The organism is Allomuricauda sp. M10 (assembly GCF_020782875.1).
Classification (GTDB): Bacteria; Bacteroidota; Bacteroidia; order Flavobacteriales; family Flavobacteriaceae; genus Flagellimonas.
On sequence record NZ_JAJGBN010000003.1, the window covers coordinates 71772 to 90293 of the forward strand.

19 protein-coding genes and 1 tRNA gene are annotated in these 18522 nt (G+C 42.4%); 13 read left to right on the forward strand and 7 right to left on the reverse strand.

Translation table 11 applies throughout. The annotated features are described in order from the left end of the window. The first annotated feature begins 7 nt into the window (after positions 1-7). From LKX84_RS09270 to hemW, 5 genes are all read left to right on the forward strand, one after another. Complete coding sequence (locus tag LKX84_RS09270) at positions 8-1150, forward strand: tetratricopeptide repeat protein (RefSeq protein WP_228236888.1); 1143 nt, start codon at positions 8-10, stop codon at positions 1148-1150. A gap of 44 nt (positions 1151-1194) precedes the next feature. Then, complete coding sequence (locus LKX84_RS09275) at positions 1195-1674, forward strand: hypothetical protein (protein WP_228236889.1); 480 nt, start codon at positions 1195-1197, stop codon at positions 1672-1674. 4 nt (positions 1675-1678) lie between these two features. Then, on the forward strand, positions 1679-2236 hold the full coding sequence (gene ruvC, locus LKX84_RS09280) for a crossover junction endodeoxyribonuclease RuvC (protein WP_228236890.1): 558 nt from the start codon (positions 1679-1681) through the stop codon (positions 2234-2236). Positions 2237-2320: 84 nt separating this feature from the next. Further along, positions 2321-2677 (forward strand): four helix bundle protein, encoded by a 357-nt coding sequence (locus tag LKX84_RS09285; protein ID WP_228236891.1) that lies wholly within the window; start codon positions 2321-2323, stop codon positions 2675-2677. A gap of 34 nt (positions 2678-2711) precedes the next feature. Continuing rightward, positions 2712-3839 (forward strand): radical SAM family heme chaperone HemW, encoded by a 1128-nt coding sequence (gene hemW / locus LKX84_RS09290; protein ID WP_228236892.1) that lies wholly within the window; start codon positions 2712-2714, stop codon positions 3837-3839. A gap of 147 nt (positions 3840-3986) precedes the next feature. On the opposite strand, the gene LKX84_RS09295 is transcribed toward hemW, so the two are convergent. Continuing rightward, positions 3987-5435 (reverse strand): ATP-binding protein, encoded by a 1449-nt coding sequence (locus LKX84_RS09295; RefSeq protein WP_228236893.1) that lies wholly within the window; start codon positions 5433-5435, stop codon positions 3987-3989. Positions 5436-5705: 270 nt separating this feature from the next. On the opposite strand from LKX84_RS09295, the gene LKX84_RS09300 reads away from it, so the two are divergent. From LKX84_RS09300 to LKX84_RS09325, 6 genes are read left to right on the forward strand one after another with little or no spacing between them, the layout of a single operon-like run. Further along, complete coding sequence (locus LKX84_RS09300; RefSeq protein ID WP_228236894.1) at positions 5706-6458, forward strand: cyclase family protein; 753 nt, start codon at positions 5706-5708, stop codon at positions 6456-6458. Next, the gene (locus tag LKX84_RS09305) at positions 6455-6805 is read left to right on the forward strand and encodes a DUF4260 domain-containing protein (RefSeq protein WP_228236895.1); all 351 of its coding nucleotides are present in this window, start codon (positions 6455-6457) and stop codon (positions 6803-6805) included. Before LKX84_RS09300 ends, LKX84_RS09305 begins: the two co-directional genes overlap by 4 nt. Before the next feature lies 1 nt (position 6806). Next, on the forward strand, positions 6807-7430 hold the full coding sequence (locus LKX84_RS09310; RefSeq protein ID WP_228236896.1) for a DUF4230 domain-containing protein: 624 nt from the start codon (positions 6807-6809) through the stop codon (positions 7428-7430). Positions 7431-7435: 5 nt separating this feature from the next. Further along, entirely contained in the window at positions 7436-7834 is a 399-nt protein-coding gene (locus LKX84_RS09315; RefSeq protein WP_228236897.1) for a Dabb family protein, read from the forward strand. A gap of 2 nt (positions 7835-7836) precedes the next feature. Further along, positions 7837-8196 carry an MmcQ/YjbR family DNA-binding protein gene (locus LKX84_RS09320; protein ID WP_228236898.1) on the forward strand — a complete coding sequence of 120 codons (360 nt, stop codon included), beginning with the start codon at positions 7837-7839 and terminating at the stop codon, positions 8194-8196. Positions 8197-8202: 6 nt separating this feature from the next. Beyond that, positions 8203-9972, forward strand: a complete 1770-nt coding sequence (locus LKX84_RS09325; RefSeq protein ID WP_228236899.1) for a MutS-related protein — start codon at positions 8203-8205, stop codon at positions 9970-9972. A 218-nt stretch (positions 9973-10190) separates the two neighbouring features. Here the strand turns inward: LKX84_RS09325 and LKX84_RS09330 are convergent, their stop codons facing one another. The 4 genes from LKX84_RS09330 to LKX84_RS09345 form a co-directional block, all read right to left on the reverse strand. Beyond that, positions 10191-11009 carry a hypothetical protein gene (locus LKX84_RS09330; RefSeq protein WP_228236900.1) on the reverse strand — a complete coding sequence of 273 codons (819 nt, stop codon included), beginning with the start codon at positions 11007-11009 and terminating at the stop codon, positions 10191-10193. Positions 11010-11045: 36 nt separating this feature from the next. Further along, entirely contained in the window at positions 11046-12146 is a 1101-nt protein-coding gene (locus LKX84_RS09335; RefSeq protein ID WP_228236901.1) for a DUF4407 domain-containing protein, read from the reverse strand. A 108-nt stretch (positions 12147-12254) separates the two neighbouring features. Further along, positions 12255-14678, reverse strand: a complete 2424-nt coding sequence (locus LKX84_RS09340; RefSeq protein ID WP_228236902.1) for a M56 family metallopeptidase — start codon at positions 14676-14678, stop codon at positions 12255-12257. 2 nt (positions 14679-14680) lie between these two features. Further along, positions 14681-15046 carry a BlaI/MecI/CopY family transcriptional regulator gene (locus LKX84_RS09345; protein WP_119638483.1) on the reverse strand — a complete coding sequence of 122 codons (366 nt, stop codon included), beginning with the start codon at positions 15044-15046 and terminating at the stop codon, positions 14681-14683. 132 nt (positions 15047-15178) lie between these two features. Here LKX84_RS09345 and LKX84_RS09350 point away from each other — a divergent pair, with 132 nt between their 5' ends. Next, the gene (locus tag LKX84_RS09350) at positions 15179-15757 is read left to right on the forward strand and encodes a PhnA domain-containing protein (RefSeq protein ID WP_228236903.1); all 579 of its coding nucleotides are present in this window, start codon (positions 15179-15181) and stop codon (positions 15755-15757) included. Here the strand turns inward: LKX84_RS09350 and LKX84_RS09355 are convergent. Continuing rightward, entirely contained in the window at positions 15754-17142 is a 1389-nt protein-coding gene (locus tag LKX84_RS09355) for a dipeptidase (protein ID WP_228236904.1), read from the reverse strand. The genes LKX84_RS09350 and LKX84_RS09355 overlap by 4 nt on opposite strands. A 97-nt stretch (positions 17143-17239) precedes the next feature. On the opposite strand from LKX84_RS09355, the gene LKX84_RS09360 reads away from it, so the two are divergent. Continuing rightward, a tRNA-Leu gene (locus LKX84_RS09360) sits at positions 17240-17324 on the forward strand. A 64-nt stretch (positions 17325-17388) separates the two neighbouring features. Here LKX84_RS09360 and LKX84_RS09365 read toward each other — a convergent pair. After that, a complete protein-coding gene (locus tag LKX84_RS09365) occupies positions 17389-18522 on the reverse strand; it encodes a gliding motility-associated C-terminal domain-containing protein (RefSeq protein WP_228236905.1) in 1134 nt (377 codons plus the stop codon).

Consider the following 18522-nt stretch of genomic DNA (forward strand, 5'->3'; position numbering starts at 1 on the left):
TAATTTGATGATAAAATCAATATTTAGTATTGCAATTCTTTTGTTCTCTTTCAAAGCCGGTGCACAGTCATCGGCTTTGTCCGTTGCGGATAGTCTGTACACCTTGGGCAATTACACCGCGGCCATAAACGAGTATGCCAAAATAGGGGATGCCACATCGAGCCTTCAGATTGCACGGGCCTACAATGCTATCGGGAATTTTGACAAGGCCATTGCGCAGTACCAGGCTACCTTGGCCAAGAATCCCGCTATGGACACTGCCCGTTTTGAATTGGGTAAACTCCTTTTAAAGACCAAAAGCTACCAACCCGCTTTGGAGGCTTTCCATGATTTGGTTGCCAAAGGACAGGAAAACCCCGAGTACTTTTATTATCTGGGCAGGGCCTATGAATCTGTATTGCAACAGGAGGAGGCCAATAAAGCTTTCCGCAAGGCAGTGGCCAAAGACAGTACCCATTTGCGCAGTCTCTATGCTTTGGGCAAATATTTTGTGGGTCAAGAAATTCGGGATTCCGCGTTGGTCTATGTGGACCAAGGGCTTAGATTTTATGAGGATGATGTTTCCATGATCAATTTGAAAGCGCAGGCGTATTACAACAACGGCCAGTACAAACAAGCCATTCCGTGGTTTGAGCGTTTATTGGAGCTAGGGGAAGACCGGCCTTTTATTTTGGAACGCACTGCTTTTAGCTATTACCGCAACTACGATTCGGAAAAGGCCATTCAAACCTATCGCATGTTGGCCTTGGATCCTTGGTCTTTGGCCGATGCCTATTCCGGTATGGGGCAGGTGTACCTTCAGGAAAAAGAATTGGACAGTGCCCAGTACTACATCAAAAAATCAATAGAAGAACGCACCCAAACCTTTGAAAACGAGTATGCCGATTTGGGCCGAATTGCCCGTTTGCAAAACAAGACCAAGGAGTCGCTGGACTACTACAAAAAAGCATGGGAAGAAAACAAGGACAACCCCTACAACTATTACCAGTTCTGTATTTTGGCCGATGAATATTACAAAGACCCCAAAACGAAATTGCAGTATTACGAATCTTTGTTGGAAATGTACCCCAAGTTGAGTCCCTTCATCAAGGAGCGGGTGATCAAGCGCGTATCCGAGATCAAGGAGGAAATACACTACGCGGGCAACTGATTTCTTCAAAATATCGTAATTTCAGCCAAATTCTCGGGGCTGTTATGCGGAAGCTTTTGTTCTTATTCTTTCTTTTTGGTCTGCTTTGCAGTTGCGAGCTCTTTGAGTCCAAAGAGGAAAAGACCCAAAAACTGGTCAATGAGGAACTTATGGCCATTGATTGGAACGATGTGGACCAATACCCGCATTTCGACAATTGTGATGAAACAGCGACCAAGCAGGCGCAAAAGGAATGTTTTGAAAGCGTGATGTTGGATTTCTTTTCCAAAGCGTTGTCCGGACTTACTTTTGAAGTGGACCACGAATTGCACGACACGGTCTATATCGATTTTTTGGTGGACGAACACGGTTTTATCTCCGTGCTGAACGTGGAGGAAAAGACCGATGTCCTCAATGAAATTGCAGATTTCAACCATAAGATATCCGAGCGTTTAAACGATTTGACCACAGTGGCACCCGCCCTGAAACGAGGCAATCCGGTAAGTCTTCGGTTTAGGCTTCCACTGGTTTTAAATACCCCTTAAAATTTTGGCTACGGAAAAGATCATATTGGGAATAGACCCCGGAACGACCATTATGGGTTTTGGAATCATCAAGGTCATCAACAAGCAGATGCACTTTGTGCAGATGAACGAATTGATGCTCAAAAAATACGACGATCCCTATACCAAACTCAAGCTCATCTTTGAACGGACCATTGAACTCATCGATACCTTCCATCCCGATGAAATTGCCATTGAAGCCCCTTTTTATGGCAAAAACGTCCAATCCATGTTGAAATTGGGTCGTGCCCAAGGCGTGGCCATGGCAGCCGGACTTTCCAGACAGATACCCATCACGGAATACATGCCCAAAAAGATAAAAATGGCCATTACCGGCAACGGAAATGCGAGCAAGGAACAAGTGGCGAAAATGCTTCAGAGTGTATTGAAATTGAAGTCATTGCCCAAAAACCTGGACAGCACCGATGGACTGGCCGCAGCCGTTTGTCATTTTTATAATGAGGGGAAGGTGGAACTCGGTAAAAGCTATACCGGTTGGGAAGCCTTCATTAAACAGAACCCTGGTAAGATCAGTAAACAATGAACAATGGTCTATGACCAATGAACAATAAGCAATGAACAGTTTACCATAATCAATTCTTTTATTTAGAATCCCAAAACCTACTTTATGCAAGCCGAGAACCCATTATTGAAAAAGTCATATGACTTTGCTTTGAAAATCATCAAGCTGTACAAGTCTATCATTCACGCGAACAAGGAATACATTTTGTCCAAACAGTTGCTTCGTTCGGGTACTTCCATCGGGGCCAATATATCCGAAGCGAATGGGGCCATTTCCAACGCCGATTTTTCCGCAAAGATTTCCATTGCCTACAAAGAAAGCTTGGAAGTGAAATATTGGTTGTCCTTGTTGAAGGATTCCGAGTATATTTCTAATGAAATTGCCAACAAGTTGATTGTTAATGCAGATGAACTTTCCAAAATCATGTTCTCCATTCTCAAAACCACCAAAAGGACCAAATGATAATTGTAAATTGTTTATTGTTAATTGAAAATAAGTGAGCGGTATTTACATCCATATCCCGTTTTGCAAACAAGCTTGCCATTACTGCGATTTTCATTTTTCCACCCAAATGAAGAAGAAGGACGCGATGGTGGATGCCTTAATACGGGAAATGGAATTGCGCAAAAACGAGTTGGGCGATGAGGTTGTCGAGACCATTTATTTTGGTGGTGGAACCCCTTCGGTTTTGGAGTTGCAGGAACTGGAGCGTTTGATCCAAGCCGTGTATGACCATTACAAAGTAATGGACAATCCAGAAATCACGTTGGAGGCCAACCCCGATGACTTGTCCAACGATCGAATCATCCAACTATCCAAAAGTCCAGTGAACCGTCTCAGCATCGGCATCCAATCATTTTTTGAGGAAGATCTGAAGCTGATGAACCGTGCCCACAATGCCCAAGAAGCCGAAAATTGTATCGAGGAAGCCGTAAAACATTTTGATAACATCACCATCGACCTGATCTATGGCATTCCAGGGATGGACCATGACCGTTGGAAGGCGAACATCCAAAAAGCCCTGGATTTCGGGTTGCCCCATATCTCTAGCTACGCCTTAACGGTGGAACCCAAAACGGCACTGGAAAAATTGATCCAAAAAGGAACCGTGCCCCAAGTGGATGACGGTCAGGCACAGGAGCAGTTTCATATTTTGGTGGATGTGTTAGAAGAACACGGTTTTGTGAACTATGAGATTTCCAATTTTGGGAAACCGGGCTATTTTTCCAAGAACAATACCGCCTATTGGCAGGGCAAAACCTATTTGGGCATCGGTCCGTCTGCCCATTCCTATGATGGACTATCCCGCGCTTGGAACATCCGAAACAACTCCCTCTACATCAAACAGATCCAACAAGGGATTTTGCCGAGTGAAAAGGAAACCCTGACCGTGACCGATCGGTACAACGAATATGTGATGACGGGCCTCCGGACCATTTGGGGAGTGTCCAAGGAGAAAATTGCCAAGGAATTTGGATCGAGCTATGCGAACTATTTGGAACAACAATCAGAAAAATTCATTGAACAGCAATTGCTGTTTTGGGAAGACGCTATTTTACGCACTACCAAGCAAGGCAAGTTTTTAGCGGATGGGATTGCGGCGGATTTGTTTTTTTTGGAATAGTTTAAAGTAAGTTCCTAAATAGATGTGCTGGGCTTATCTTTTTTGAAGAGTAGATTGTATTAATCTCATTCAGTCACATAAAGGCATTATGAAACCACCAGTATTTTCTGAATCTTTGAGATATTTATGAAGTTAGATCACATAGGATTAAGCCCAAAATGGAATGTATTTGGCGTGTTTTTTTGAGTTACTCTCAGGGTCTTGATCTTTGATTAGACCTGACTTAATTCCCTCCGCAATGATTCTAGAAGCAATTGAGTAATTTTTTTCTTCAATACCGAATCTATCCCGCAATGATGCATTCGTCATATATTCTCCTGAAACATATTTAAGACATGCATGAAGATAACATGCTCTAATTTTATCTTCTTTATCCATTTTTCTAAGTGATTTATGTGCGAATAGTGTAACTCGGGTATAGTTGTCTCCTTCAATTATTTTAGGAGCTGGGAGCTGATAATATTCACACTCAAAAATTACTTTATCAATTCCGCTACCTCGTTCTTCGCAAATATTAAGTCGTCTCATAAAGTGAGCTAATTTTTCATTTCTAGACTGTGGATTATGATCAACAAAGCGCATAGTGCTTATTAAAGGCTTGCCAGGGTTTGAAATATCGATTCTATCATCAAATATTTCTATCATTGGTCCTGTTCCTTTTTCTGAAAAATCTTGATGAATGATTGCGTTTGCAACAAGTTCACGAATTGCAAGTTCGGGAAACATACGTACCTCTTTCCTAAATGCTTTTCCAATTTCTTCGTTGACAGGAAGTTGGTCGTTAATATATCCGATTAAACCTTTAAAGCCTGTTGCATATCCTCTCTTTCCTTCTTGCTCTTTCTTGGTTTTTAATTTAGTTTTTCCTTGGTAAATAATTACACGGATAGCTTTTCTGCTTATTGTTTCAAATGCATCTAACTCTCTGGCAAATAGAATAGCTCCCAAGTTAGTTATATCATAATTTTGGCCCTTACTAAAAATTATTTTTTCCTGTTTTAATTTTTCAAAAATTGCAGCCCGATTGTCAGGAAGTGGGATTCCCATCAAATCAAAATAAGATGGATAATCTATTAATTTTAAAACTTCATCAGCAGTTGCACCAAAATAGGCTAATCCTTTTTCAAATGTATTTGATGGTTCCTTAGTCCAAATTAGTCTTTCTTTTTCTGGATGCTCAGAAAGTTTCTTTTTATAAGACCCAATTCTTATATAAGCTTCACCTGAGAATTTGACGGGTATTCCATTAGCTGCTCTTATTCTGAAGAGTACAATTTGTTCTCCTTCAACCTCGAATTCAAAATGATCAAAATGTACTCGTGGATTCAATAATCGAGTAATCCAAGGGATTAAATCTTCATTTCCTTTGCCTTTTTGAAATGGAGAAAAATTGGTGCCAACAATTCTGTGAGTACTATCATCTATGCCATAAACGATATAACCAAATTCCTTTTCATGAATACATGCAGAATTGGATAAAGCAGAAATATACTCGCCAATTTCTTGGGCATTGTTACTTTTAAATTCTAACCATTCAGTCTCATTTGGAAGTGAACGTAACTCACTTAGCAGTATTTTTAAATCATCGTTTGTCACATTAATATATTTATTAATATATTGATTTATAGGCGTTTGTTTTTGTGGTTTTAATACATAGTCACATAACAGTCACATAACCAAATGTACATTATTTTCTAATAAAGAGTTCTGAAATAAATGGGAGGCCATTGATCACAATGATTTCATTTTTAAAATGAAAAACACCAATCTAATAGTGAAGATACTGGATTTAAATCAAAAGTTCTGGTTGCCTAGTATTGCATTTCTCCACGGAATTGAGTTAATTACTGCAACAAGTCCAATTACATGATTGCAACCCTAAAACACCTTTCCAAAAATTACAAGATAGACCTTTCCAAACCGTTGGACATTTCCATTGCCCTTTCGGGTGGGGAGGCCAACATCAATGCCTGGTATTTGGGGCCACCTAAAATTGAGCCCCATGCCGAGGAGGGATATGTAGGCAAGGTCACGGAAGGGGCCTCCACCAATTTCAACGATGTTTATTTTAATCCGCATTCTCATGTAACCCACACGGAATGCTTGGGGCACATCACCGAAGGCTTCCATTCCATCAACCAAAAACTGAAAAAGTTCTTCTTTTTGGCCGAAGTGATCACCGTGGCCCCCGAACAAATGGGGGACAATTTTGTCATTTCCGAAAAGCAATTGCAATACCTTCTGGGAAACAAAAAAAGGGAGGCAGTGATCATCAGAACGTTGCCCAACACCAAAGAGAAACGTTCCCGAAACTATTCCGATACCAATCCACCATATCTTCTAGAGGATGCTGCCCAATTTTTAGTAAAAAAAGGGGTGGAACATTTATTGATCGATCTGCCTTCGGTGGATAAGGAACGGGACGGTGGGGCACTTTTGTGCCACAATGCCTTTTGGAACATGAAAGGAAAACCCCGGGAAAAGGCCACCATAACGGAACTGATCTATGTGCCGAACAAGGTTAAGGACGGCACCTATTTTTTAAACCTTCAAGTAGCACCGTTCGAAAATGATGCCAGTCCCAGTCGCCCCGTACTCTATAAAATCGAAGAAAAATGAAGACCGTTCTAAAATTGGAGGAAATCCTCATGTTCGTATTTGGAATTTATCTATTCAGCCAATTAGACTTCGCTTGGTGGTGGTTTCTGGTCCTGATCTTGGCCCCGGATATTGGCATGGTCGGCTATCTTTTCAACAACAAGATAGGAGCCCTCACCTACAATCTGTTTCATCACAAGGGCTTGGCCATTTTGGTCTACTTGGCGGGTGTCTACTTTTCAATACCTTTATGCCAGCTCATTGGGATCATCCTGTTTTCGCATTCCGCATTGGATAGGGCCATGGGCTACGGACTGAAATATGACAAAGGGTTCAAGTTTACCCATTTGGGTGAAATAGGCAATTGACATGGGCGAAGTGATCGATAGCATTTTGGGACTGATTTTAGGCGCAATATTGATGTATTGGGTCTATTCCTTTTTTGGAAAGAAGAAGAGCAAGGAAATTACCGAGCAGCAGTCCACCGTAATTTTGAACAAGATCCGCAGCGTGTGCAAATTGGTTTCCGTGGAAGGGGATTTTGCCGAAATCTATCACTACGAAAACACCAAGGACAGCTTTATGAGCCTGTTCAAAAGCAAAAAGAAAGCGTTGATCGTAATCAAGGCGAAGGCGCATATCGGGTACGATCTGAATAAACTGGAATTGAAAGCGGACAATGACAAACGTAAGATCATTTTAAGCCATTTTCCGCAGCCGGAAGTCTTGTCCATTGAGCCAGACCTTCAGTTTTACGACATTAAGAACGGTATTTTCAATAGTTTTTCGCCCACGGACCTTACCAAATTGAATCAAGAGGCCAAGGACCACATCAAACAAAAAATACCGGAAAGCGGTTTGATGGAAACAGCGCGGAAGGAAGCTTTGCAGGCCGTTTTTGTGGTGGAGAAGATTGTGGAGACCATCGGGTGGAAACTGGATTATTCCGCTTTGGAAATATCGAACAGGGAAAAACAATTTATAGAAGAATAACAACCATGAAAATCAAAATCGTAATCTTACTACTTGTGGGTGTATTTGCCTCCAGTTGTGTACAATTCAAAAACGAAATGAACAGTAATTTTGATCCCACCTTTACCCACGTCGTCTATTTTTGGTTCAAAGAGCCCAACAACCATGCAGATAGGGTTAAGTTCGAGGCCTCTTTGAAGAAGTTCTTGGAGAACTCCCAATACGCCAAGACCAAATTTATTGGCACCGCACCCAAGGCCACTCGTGACGTGGTGGACGATTCCTTTACCTATTCCTTGATCTTGACTTTTGAGTCGGCAGAAGACCAAACGGCCTATCAAACAGAGCCTCCCCATTTGGTCTTTATCGAAGAATGTCAGGATTTGTGGGAGAAGGTGGTCGTGTACGATTCTGAAGGCATCTGACCATGAATGTGGAGGAACTGAGGGAGTATTGCATCGTTAAAAAAGGCGTAACGGAAGAATTCCCTTTTGATGCAGAGACTTTGGTCTTCAAGGTCATGGGGAAAATGTTCGCCTTGGTGCCCTTGGAAAGAGTACCCTCCCAATGCAACCTCAAGTGTGATCCCGAACGGTCCGAAGAACTCCGTGATACCTATGATGGGATCATTACCCCGGGCTACCATATGAGCAAAGTGCATTGGAACACCTTGTATGTGGAACAATTGCCTCCCCAACTGATCAGGGAATTGGTGGACCATTCCTATGAACTGGTGGTTGCCAGCCTCACCAAAAAACTGCAACAAGAATTGAAAGACCTACAGTAAATCTGAATGGACGGGATTACGACTTTTTATACCCACCAACGGGACAAGCATTACGAAGAACTCAAACGGTTAAAAAAGCAATTGGCCTTGTTGGCTTCGTTGCGACTGCTCGTTTTTGTGGCAACGGGTTTGGCAATGTATTTTCTGTGGACCACCAGTTTGGTCTTTTGGATTTTCCCTTTGGGATTGGCGGGATTTTTATACCTCGTTTCCAGATACAGTGACCTAAAATGGCAAAAGGGTTATGTGGAGCGATTGATTGCCATCAACCAGACCGAATTGGAAGTAGCGGCCCGCCGCTTTCATCATTTACCAGATGGAAAGGAATTTTTGGTGCCTGAACATCCGTATGCCCAAGATTTGGATCTTTTTGGTCGAGGGTCTTTTTATCAATATGCCAACCGAACGGCATTGAAACAAGGGAGCCAAGTTTTTGCAGGTCTTTTATTGGATGGATATCCAAAGGATATTGCCAAAAAACAACAAGCCGTTCAAGAATTGGCCCAGTTGCCTGAATGGCGACAACGGTTTTCGGCATTGGCAGGCGGTACCCATCCCGAAGTGCCCCACCATGTGGTTTCCAAGTGGTTGAAAGAACATGTGGCCTTTGTGCCCAAATGGATAAAATACGTGGCTCCAGCTTTTGCCTTGGGTTCTATCGGCCTCATCATTGCTGCTGTTTCAGGGTGGATTCCCGAAGCTTTGGTGTTGTACTGGTATTTTATTGGAATCGGAATCGTTGGACGGTACGGAAAGAACATTTTGCGGTTCTCCTCTGATGTGTCCAAAGCTCAGGATACCATTGAGCAATATCAAAAACTGATTTCGGAACTGGAACAAAAGGAATTTGCTTCGGAACTGCTTCGGGATCTACAACAGAAATTGGTTTTGGATGGGGAAAAGACCTCCAAGATATTGAAGAAGTTCACCAGACATATGGCTATGTTGGACCAACAGAACAACTTGTTGATTATGATGTTCGGTCAAGGTCTTGCCCTGTGGAGCCTGTATTTTGCTTACCAAGTGGAAAACTGGATTGGCAAATATGGCAAACAAGTGGAAGGCTGGTTCGAGGCCATTGCCTATTTTGATGCCTACAACTCCTTGGGCAATTATGCTTTTAACCATCCTGATCACTCCTATCCCCAAATCACGGATGGACCGATGACCCTGCAGGCCAATGCGGTGGGTCATCCCTTGGTAGATCCAAAAAAGAATGTACTGAACGACTTTTCCTTGGATGAGGGCCGATTCAGTATTGTTACTGGCGCCAATATGGCCGGGAAAAGTACTTTTTTACGGGCGGTGGCCCTGCAAATCGTCATGGCCAACATGGGCTTGCCCGTTAAAGGAAAAGAGGTGCAATACCAACCTGTTCGATTGCTCACCAGTATGCGTTCCTCGGATTCCCTTGCGGATGAAACCTCATACTTTTATGCGGAGTTGAAGCGGTTGAAATACATTGTGGACGAGCTGGAAAAAGGCAATTGTTTTGTGGTCCTCGATGAAATCTTGAAAGGCACCAATAGTGTGGACAAGGCCGAAGGCTCCAAAAAATTCGTGGAAAAATTGGTGTGCTCCAGAGCTACTGGATTGGTCGCCACCCACGATTTGAGTCTATGCACCTTGGCCAATGAACTTCCGCAAGTGGAAAACCATTATTTTGATGCCCAGATCGTAAACGGGGAACTCTATTTTGACTACCGTTTTAAGGAAGGCATCTGCCAGAACATGAATGCTTCCTTTCTCCTAAAAAAAATGGGAATTGTGGATTAGTGCCTCCAAATGATCCTTTTTGATTTTCTGCCAAAGGGGATGTACTGATGATTTACATGAAGCCAAAAAAAGAATTACACTTATCGGTTTGTATAAGAATAGTGCGGTTTTGTGTCCGAGGATTTTCCGTAGGAAAATCAGAGTGACCAAATGTGCACTAACTTTGGGTTTGTACTAAACTACGCATTATTTTTATACGTTGTTGGCACTAGTTTTTATTAATCTTTTAGTTCAGTGATAAAATCGTGCAGGTAGATTATTTTGAGTGGTTTTTCCTCCATTTTTTTATCAAAAACAACTATTTCGTATTCTATTTTTGGTTCTCCAATTTCTATTTCCATCTCCTTTTTTGCTAAAATCGAAAATTGCTCTATTTTATTCGATTTTGCAATATCAGTTACAATCTGTCTTGATTTATAATTAGGATTAGATTCGTCAAAAAAGTCACTTGTCAATTTTAAGGAATTTTCATTCTCAGGATTATAGTAATATGTGAACATATCTGACCCAATTACTACAAATCCTTTACGGCTAAAGTCAGGAGGAAAGTTCATTCCTCTATTAGATTCCTCAATGATAATTAATTTGTCAATTTTATCGATGTCCAAGTTTTTGAGGTCAAAGACTTTTTTATAATTATTGATATTGTTTGTTGTAGATTTTTTTAATCCCTCTGCTTGCATCTCCCAAAATCCTTTTCCTGTTGTCGCTCTGTACAAACTGTCCATTTTCGGGTCAACTTGGTCAATCATTTCTTTAGTCGGTTCTTTTTCCCAAGATTTTCTGAATAAGTCATAGTAGTTTTCAGAGAATGTTTGTGAATAAGCTGATATAGAGTACAGAACTAAAGTCAGATGAAATAAGTTTCTTTTCATAGATTTTTTCAAATTAGTGCCAACGTTAAAGATATGATTCGTTACAATACTTCGGCTGCGCTCAGTACAAAGTGAATTATATGGACCGATACCTGCCTGTCGGCTTACAGGAGTGAAGTTAGGGTTTTTCCGGTTAAAATTCCATCGCCAATAGATGGACATCCTTGTAATATAACTGGGCTTTGGGCTCAAATTTGGCTATAAGCCCTTTACCTGCACATTGTGGAAAGAGTCGGCCTGCAAGCGCAGCAATTCCTCTGCCTTCTTCTTTTTGTATTGGTACAGTTCCTCCTCGTTCTTGATATCGGCATAGATTTGCTGATTGATTTTTCCATCGGTGGCCAGCAACAGTTTGCGCTGTTCCACTTTTTGGGTCACCCAAGTGGCCACCACACTTTCCTGCTCTTCAAACTTGAAGTCGTATTCCCCTTTTGGTGCCAACAATTTGGCAATGATAGGGGCCGTTTCAATGGCCAAGAATAACAAAAAGATAAAAAACGAAGGGAACCAAGGTAATTTACCCAAAGCGTTGATGCGCGCCATGAGTCCGTCAAAACCATCGATAATGGGCTGGGAGCTGGTCACCGCCGAGTTATAATCTGTTTCCAAGGCCGCAATTTGGGCTTCTAGGCCTGCTATTTTGGTGGCATTGGTTTCTTTCAAAGTATTGAGTTCCGACAAGGCAGCATCGTGTTTATCACGTTTTTCCTTGTATACGGGTCCTTTGCCCAAAAGACCAGTTCCGGCAGTGCCTTCGGCCTCGGAAATATAGGTGTCGTACAAGGCGTTGGTTTCCGCTTCTTTGGTGGCGATTTCTCCCTTCAGGTTGGCAATGTCCTGATTAAGACTTTGAATTTTTGGGGTGTATTGAAGGGCCAGTTGTTCCTTGTTGTTCAACGTCATGGAATTCTTTTCTTCCAACAACACTTGGTTGATTTCCTTTTCAAAGATTTTCATTTCCAAGGGCTTGGAAATGACCACGGCAATAATGATCGCCAAAACGATCCGAGGTGCTGCCTGGAGCAATTCACTTTTAAAATTGTCCCTCTTTTTGATGGTGGAAACAATGTATCGGTCCAGATTGAAGATCAACAGACCCCAAATCAACCCAAAAAAGATGGACGTGTAGATATTGTCAAATACCGTGTAAAGGGCATAACCGCTCGCAATGAATGCCATAACAGCAGTGAAGAATACGGTGGCGCCAATCCCGGCATATTTGTTCTGTTCCCCATTGGAGCAGGTTTTTAGGATTTCAGTATCGGCTCCGGAGCAAAAAATAAAAAAACGTTGTAGCATGTTCGTGTTCTCTTTGATTGATAGGGTATTAGAACGTGATTTTGGAAATATTGTTACATAAAAAGCCCCAATTAAGGGGCTTTTAACATTATGAGAGTTTGTGGAGGTCTAGTTTTCCATCACGATGGGCTCCGTGGATAGTTTCACGATAGGTTTGCCGCTATTGGATCCTCTGGTATCAATATTGATGCTCTTATTGTTTTCCAAAACCTTGATGGCTTCCTTGGCGGATATTTCTTTTCCATTATGCATAAAGGTGGCTCCCTTGGCTGCCATTTCCTTAATGTGCTCCATGGGCGATTTGGGTTCTGGTGGAGCAGGGGGAGTATTGATCTTTGTGTTATTGGTATAAGTTGGGGCAATAGGAGACCCTGGTTTTCGGATATTGCTCCCAAGGTCATCATAGGGATCTTGGGTGTCGATTATATTCTCAATTTGATTTGAAGCATACTCTGTATCCGAAACATTTTTAGGTGGTTCAGGCGCACTCGGAGCAGGAGGTGGGGGCGGAAAATTAGGGAAGGGTTCTGCATCTTCCCGTTGTTTTTTGGACATTTTGCCATAGATTTCCTTTAACCGAATCACCTCTTGCTTTTTAATGTACATATGGTTACGGTCCATGTCGTTGTACTTTTTGGCCAAGGCATTGTATTCCTTCATTTCCTCACGCGAGGCACTGGATTGAGGGGTAGCCTCTGGACCTACAATGTTGATCGTGGCGGAACCGTATTCGGTTAGAATTTTATCTACCTTTTGAATCACATCTTTGGGCGTATTGTCCTGTAATTGAATGACGGAACGGACCAGTTTTTTGCGTTGATCAAAGGAAAGGTGTTCGTTGATTTTGGAAAGTGTTTCCTTTAAATCCTCCAAAGGAACCATCTTACCTTGAAATAATAATTTGCCGTTATTATTGATGTAGATTTCAATGAAATCGATGGCTTTTTGGGCAGACACCGTGTATATGGCAAAGCCTGCTCCTTGTCCTTTTTCCAAAGGTGTCATCCCTGTAATTTGGCTTCTTTTGATAGATTTATTCAATTTATAGGCAGGCACAATGGTTTTGACATCGACCATGACCAAATCATCCTTGGAATTTAGTTTTATCCAACTATCACTCACCAAATAGTATTGGCCCTCCACCTGCATAAAAACATTTTGATTGCCCTTTTTGGCCTCGTCCATCTTTTTATGAAACTCGAAATCCTCTTTAACTTGTTTATAGCTCCTTAGAATCGTTTCATAATCCAGATTTTTAGGATTGGTTACCAAGGAAGAAAGCTCTTTTGCACTTGACTTCTTTTGTCGCATGGCAAAATACATGGCGGAACTAATGTTGCCTTGTAGATCTCCCCAATGTTCTTTTTGATTAATTAGCTTATAACCTTCTTTGGTTACTGAGAAATCAAAATAAATCTCCCCTGGGTTTGTAACTTCAAGCTCAACCGCATAATAACCTCGGTTGTCGGTTTTGGAGAGAATTTGTCCATCGGTCCCCAATATAGTCGCATTTTCCAAGGGTAATAAGGTTTCTGAATCTACCACTAAACCGGCCAGTTCTATTGATCTCCGGGACAAACCTTCGACAGTATTTAGATTGTTGGACTTTGGATAAATGGATGTTTCTGAACTCACGTTTTTTACCACGGGGATTACCTCTGTTTCACTAAACCCCAATAACAATAGGGCGGTAAGTGGGAGCACGAGCAGGCTCCTCAATACAAATGATTTTCTTGATGTGTTTGTTTTCATGACTGTAAACCGTTTTTTGATTGATGAATAATTAATGGCATTGGCAATGCCGGTCGACTGATGTTGTTCAAAACTACCGTGTGATAAGTACGATAGGATGGTATTTTGATAATGCGAATGGTCATTATTTCCATTGATTACTGCCCTGTCCGCTAAAAATTCGTGGTTCAGCTTAATGGACGATTTAAAAAAGTAGATGATGGGGTTGAACCACAAAATGACCTGGGCCAGTTCAATGAGCAGGATATCCAGACTATGCCGTTGCTTGGCATGGGTTTCTTCATGTAAAAGCACTTCCTGCGGAATATGTTTTTCCTCAAATTGCCTTTGGTTCAAAAAGATATAGTTGAAGAAGGTATGCGGTGGAAGGGATTGTCTCAACAACACCCTAGTGATAAAGTTTTCCTTGAATTTGGGATTCTTGCGGATGCGTAACGCGATTTGGGCCAGGTTCCTTAAAAAACGAACTCCAAATCCGATAACACCAATAACGTAAACCATCCACAATCCAATTTCCCAATCAAAATAGGACCCTTCAGTAGCCACTTGCCCGGTTGCTGCATCCGAAATTTCAGTGATCGGAGTTGTGTTGAAGGTGGTTTGTTGGGCAACTTCCACATATTCGGTAAAGACTACGGCTGGGATCAAAAAGGAAGCAATCAACGCTCCTAAAAGAAAGAATCGCTTGAATTGGTGTATGCTTTCCTTTTCCAAAACCAGTTTATAAAAGGCCAGGAAAATGACAAGGCATGCGGTAGATTTTAATAGGAAGACCAACATGGTTATTTCTTTTTGATTTCGTTGTCTATCAATTTTCTCAATTCTTCCAATTCGGCTTTGCTCAAGTTTGTTTCTTTGGCAAAGAAGGAGGCAAATTGGCTCGCACTGTCGTTAAAAAAGTTTTTGATGAGTCCGTTCACATGTTTGGAAAAGTAATCCTGCTTTTTTACCAGCGGATAGTATTCCCTACTTCTCCCAATAGTGTTGTAAGCCACAAAGCCTTTGTCTGCCATCCGTTTTAAAAGGGTCGCCACGGTGGTGGTGGCCGGTTTGGGTTCCGGGTAGGCATCCAAGAGGTCTTTCATATAGGCCTTCTTCAACATCCAAACAATGTTCATCAATTCTTCCTCTGCTTTTGACAACTGCATCTGTGGTGTTTTTAATTGTGCTCTACAAACATAGAATAAAAATTTTAATTCTACAAATGTAGAGTTTGTTAAAATTGATAAGAGGATGTTTTACTTTCCAAAAATGTTAAGTTTGCCATCAAATACAACAACATGGGATTATTGGAAGATTTACAGAACAGGAGTGGTAACCAATGTGAGCTTTGTGGCGCAACGGAAGATTTGAAGGTGTATGAAGTACCACCAGTGTCTACCGGAGGGCTGGATGGTAGTGTAATGGCCTGCGCCACCTGTTTGGGTCAGATAGAAAATCCTGAGACTGTGGACTCCAACCATTGGCGTTGTTTGAACGATAGCATGTGGAGCGAGCAAGATGCCGTTAAGGTAGTGGCTTGGCGTATGTTGAACCGTTTAAAATCCGAAGGATGGCCGCAAGATCTGTTGGATATGATGTATTTGGATGATGAAGTTTTGGCCTGGGCAAAGGCAACGGGCGAAGGTCAGGACGCCGCGGATATGGTAGTACATCGTGATTCCAATGGAGTTGTTTTGGAAAATGGCGACAACGTGGTGCTCATCAAAGACCTGAAGGTGAAGGGGTCAAGCATGGTCGCAAAACAGGGAACCGCTGTGAGACGGATTTCCCTGGATCGCGAAAATGCTGAATATATTGAAGGCAAGGTGGACGGTCAACAAATCGTCATCCTAACCAAATACGTGAAGAAGCTTTAAGCTTTCATCTCCGCATAATATTGATAGAAATAAGGGATGGTCTCAATCCCTTTCAAGAAATTCCAAACCCCAAAATGCTCGTTGGGCGAATGGATGGCGTCGCTGTCCAGCCCAAATCCCAATAGAATGGTTTTGCTTTCCAATACCTTTTCAAATAGGGCAACAATTGGGATACTGCCCCCGGTCCGTTGGGGTACGGGACTTTTACCAAATGTTTTTTCTATGGCTTTGGCTGCCGCTTGGTACCCATCACTATCAATAGGGGTCACATAAGCCTGACCACCATGGTGCGGGGTCACTTTCACTTTTACACTTTTGGGCGCAATGGAGGTAAAGTATTTGGTGAACAGGTCCGTGATCTCATGCCAATCCTGATTGGGCACCAAACGCATGGAAATTTTGGCATAGGCCTTACTGGCAATCACAGTTTTGGCGCCTTCACCGGTATAGCCGCCCCAAATACCGTTTACATCCAACGTGGGTCGAATACCGAATCGTTCCGTGGTGGTATATCCTTTTTCACCATGCACATCGCCAATGTCTAAAGCTTTTTTGTACTCTTCTAGGTCGAAGGGAGCCTTGGCCATTTCAGCACGTTCCTCATCAGAAATGATCTGTACCTTATCATAAAATCCGGGAATGGTGATATGGTTGTTTTCGTCATGCATGGCGGCAATCATTTTGGCCAATACATTGATGGGATTCGGAGCTGCTCCGCCGTAAATTCCGGAATGCAGGTCGCGGTTGGCCCCGGTCACTTCCACTTCCACATAACTCAGGCCACGCAAACCGGTGGTGATGGAAGGGTTTTGGTTGGAAATCATCCCGGTGTCGGAGATTAAAATGATATCATTCTTGAGTTTTTCCTTGTTTGCATCCAGAAAACCGGCCAAACTATCACTGCCGACCTCTTCCTCGCCCTCGATCATAAACTTGACATTGCAGGGCAATTGGTTGTTCTTGATCATAAATTCCACCGCTTTCACGTGCATAAAAAACTGACCTTTATCGTCACAGGCACCACGGGCAAAAATGGCTCCATCTGGATGTTTTTCTGTTTTTTTAATGACGGGTTCAAACGGAGGGGAGTCCCAAAGGTTCATGGGGTCCGGTGGTTGTACATCATAGTGGCCATAGACCAGTACAGTGGGTAAATTGGGGTCGATGATCTTATCGGCATAAACCACGGGATAGCCCTTGGTCTCACAAATCTCGGCATTGTCGCAACCCGCGTCGATCAAGGATTTTTCAACGGCCTTGGCAGTTTCCAGTACATCGTGGGAATAAGCGGTATCCGCACTGATGGAGGGAAGTTTTAGCAGTTCAATAAGTTCGTTGATGAATCTGTCCTTGTTGGAGTGGATGTAGTTGTTGATGTCTTCCATAAATGTGTTAAAAACGACCCTAAAAGTACAAAAAACAAGTTTTTAAAGGTATCAGATTTGCAAATCGGAAAATTGATTTATATTTGCACTCCTTTCCGCGGATGTGGTGGAACTGGTAGACACGCTAGACTTAGGATCTAGTGCCGCAAGGTGTGCAGGTTCGATTCCTGTCATCCGCACCAAAGATAGAAGCTCCTTTTTCGGGAGCTTTTTTTATGCCTTGTAATGAGCTGATAGTTCTTTGGCTTAATCCCTCGCTAAATACAGATACCCTTGGTATTCTAATTTCAAGTCATCCATATCCACTAGATAAAAATAGACCCCAGAGGGTAGCCCACTGCTTCTACTAATGACCAAATCTCCTGTGTTGGCAAAGCCATTGAATTCGTTGGTGTAGTTTTTCTTTTCAAATACGAGTAGGCCATTGCGGTCAAAAATGAGGACACGGTTGTTCAGGGATTGAGCGAGTTCTTCAAAATGAAGAAAATCGTTGACCCCATCACCATTGGGGGTAAGAAGATGATTGCCCAAATCCGGAAAAATTTCAGGTAAGTGTAATGATCCAAAGGTTAGGACCTCATAATCGTTCGGAACAAAAGAAGCTGAGGCGGCAAACCCCTGATTAAGGTCGCCAACGGCTGAGTCCCCTAAATTGACCCATTGGTTTTGGGCCTTACTCCACCCTACAATGGTAACGGCTTCCACTTGATCGGTGATCAGGGAAAGTTGACTGCGATTGTTCCAGGAAATTTGAATGGTGGAGGGGACCGAGCCTTCCAACTGCCAAAACTCTTGGTCACTGATGTTTTCTAAAATGGTATTGTCGAAAACGGAAGTCAAGAAACCTGCATCGTTGGCATTTCCGAAGAAATAAATACACTGGGCAGTGCTGTTGACGCCTTCCGAGTTGATGATCAAGGGCCTCAATTGTTCGGCATCGCCAACGGGAAAAATAAAGTTTTGCTTGTTGGAAACAGATGCAAGTCCATCCACTTTGGATAGATTTTGTGATCCCGTGTGGAATGTATCAGAAAGAAACTGCAAGGAAACAAAAGGATCCGAACGGGTTCCCACATCGCCCAGAATAAAGTTCATATTGTTGGTCAACGCCATCGAAACCTGAAGTTCCAATCCATTGTCGGCCAACAGTTCCACATCCTGAAAAACAGGAGGGAACAGCCCAGAAAGGCTCAACGAGCCATCGTTGTAAAATCCGGCAAGTCCCTGGTTGTCATCAAAAACCCCATCGTTGATCAAATTGGAATGAAAACCCAAACTACCTTGATCATGAATCTTGAGCATGCCCCAATTTCGGGTGCCTTCCTGTGCGTTCACAAATAAGAAACCTATCATGAAGAAAAGTATCCATCCTTTTTTCAT

Bases quoted from the DNA above. Each gene is read 5' to 3' on its own strand.
- LKX84_RS09270 (WP_228236888.1), top strand. From the start codon at position 8: ATGATAAAATCAATATTTAGTATTGCAATTCTTTTGTTCTCTTTCAAA.
- LKX84_RS09275 (WP_228236889.1), top strand. From the start codon at position 1,195: ATGCGGAAGCTTTTGTTCTTATTCTTTCTTTTTGGTCTGCTTTGCAGT.
- LKX84_RS09285 (WP_228236891.1), top strand. From the start codon at position 2,321: ATGCAAGCCGAGAACCCATTATTGAAAAAGTCATATGACTTTGCTTTG.
- LKX84_RS09300 (WP_228236894.1), top strand. From the start codon at position 5,706: ATGATTGCAACCCTAAAACACCTTTCCAAAAATTACAAGATAGACCTT.
- LKX84_RS09305 (WP_228236895.1), top strand. From the start codon at position 6,455: ATGAAGACCGTTCTAAAATTGGAGGAAATCCTCATGTTCGTATTTGGA.
- LKX84_RS09310 (WP_228236896.1), top strand. From the start codon at position 6,807: ATGGGCGAAGTGATCGATAGCATTTTGGGACTGATTTTAGGCGCAATA.
- LKX84_RS09315 (WP_228236897.1), top strand. From the start codon at position 7,436: ATGAAAATCAAAATCGTAATCTTACTACTTGTGGGTGTATTTGCCTCC.
- LKX84_RS09320 (WP_228236898.1), top strand. From the start codon at position 7,837: ATGAATGTGGAGGAACTGAGGGAGTATTGCATCGTTAAAAAAGGCGTA.
- LKX84_RS09325 (WP_228236899.1), top strand. From the start codon at position 8,203: ATGGACGGGATTACGACTTTTTATACCCACCAACGGGACAAGCATTAC.
- LKX84_RS09330 (WP_228236900.1), bottom strand. From the start codon at position 11,009: ATGTCCATCTATTGGCGATGGAATTTTAACCGGAAAAACCCTAACTTC.
- LKX84_RS09335 (WP_228236901.1), bottom strand. From the start codon at position 12,146: ATGCTACAACGTTTTTTTATTTTTTGCTCCGGAGCCGATACTGAAATC.
- LKX84_RS09340 (WP_228236902.1), bottom strand. From the start codon at position 14,678: ATGTTGGTCTTCCTATTAAAATCTACCGCATGCCTTGTCATTTTCCTG.
- LKX84_RS09345 (WP_119638483.1), bottom strand. From the start codon at position 15,046: ATGCAGTTGTCAAAAGCAGAGGAAGAATTGATGAACATTGTTTGGATG.
- LKX84_RS09350 (WP_228236903.1), top strand. From the start codon at position 15,179: ATGGGATTATTGGAAGATTTACAGAACAGGAGTGGTAACCAATGTGAG.
- LKX84_RS09355 (WP_228236904.1), bottom strand. From the start codon at position 17,142: ATGGAAGACATCAACAACTACATCCACTCCAACAAGGACAGATTCATC.
- LKX84_RS09365 (WP_228236905.1), bottom strand. From the start codon at position 18,522: ATGAAAAAAGGATGGATACTTTTCTTCATGATAGGTTTCTTATTTGTG.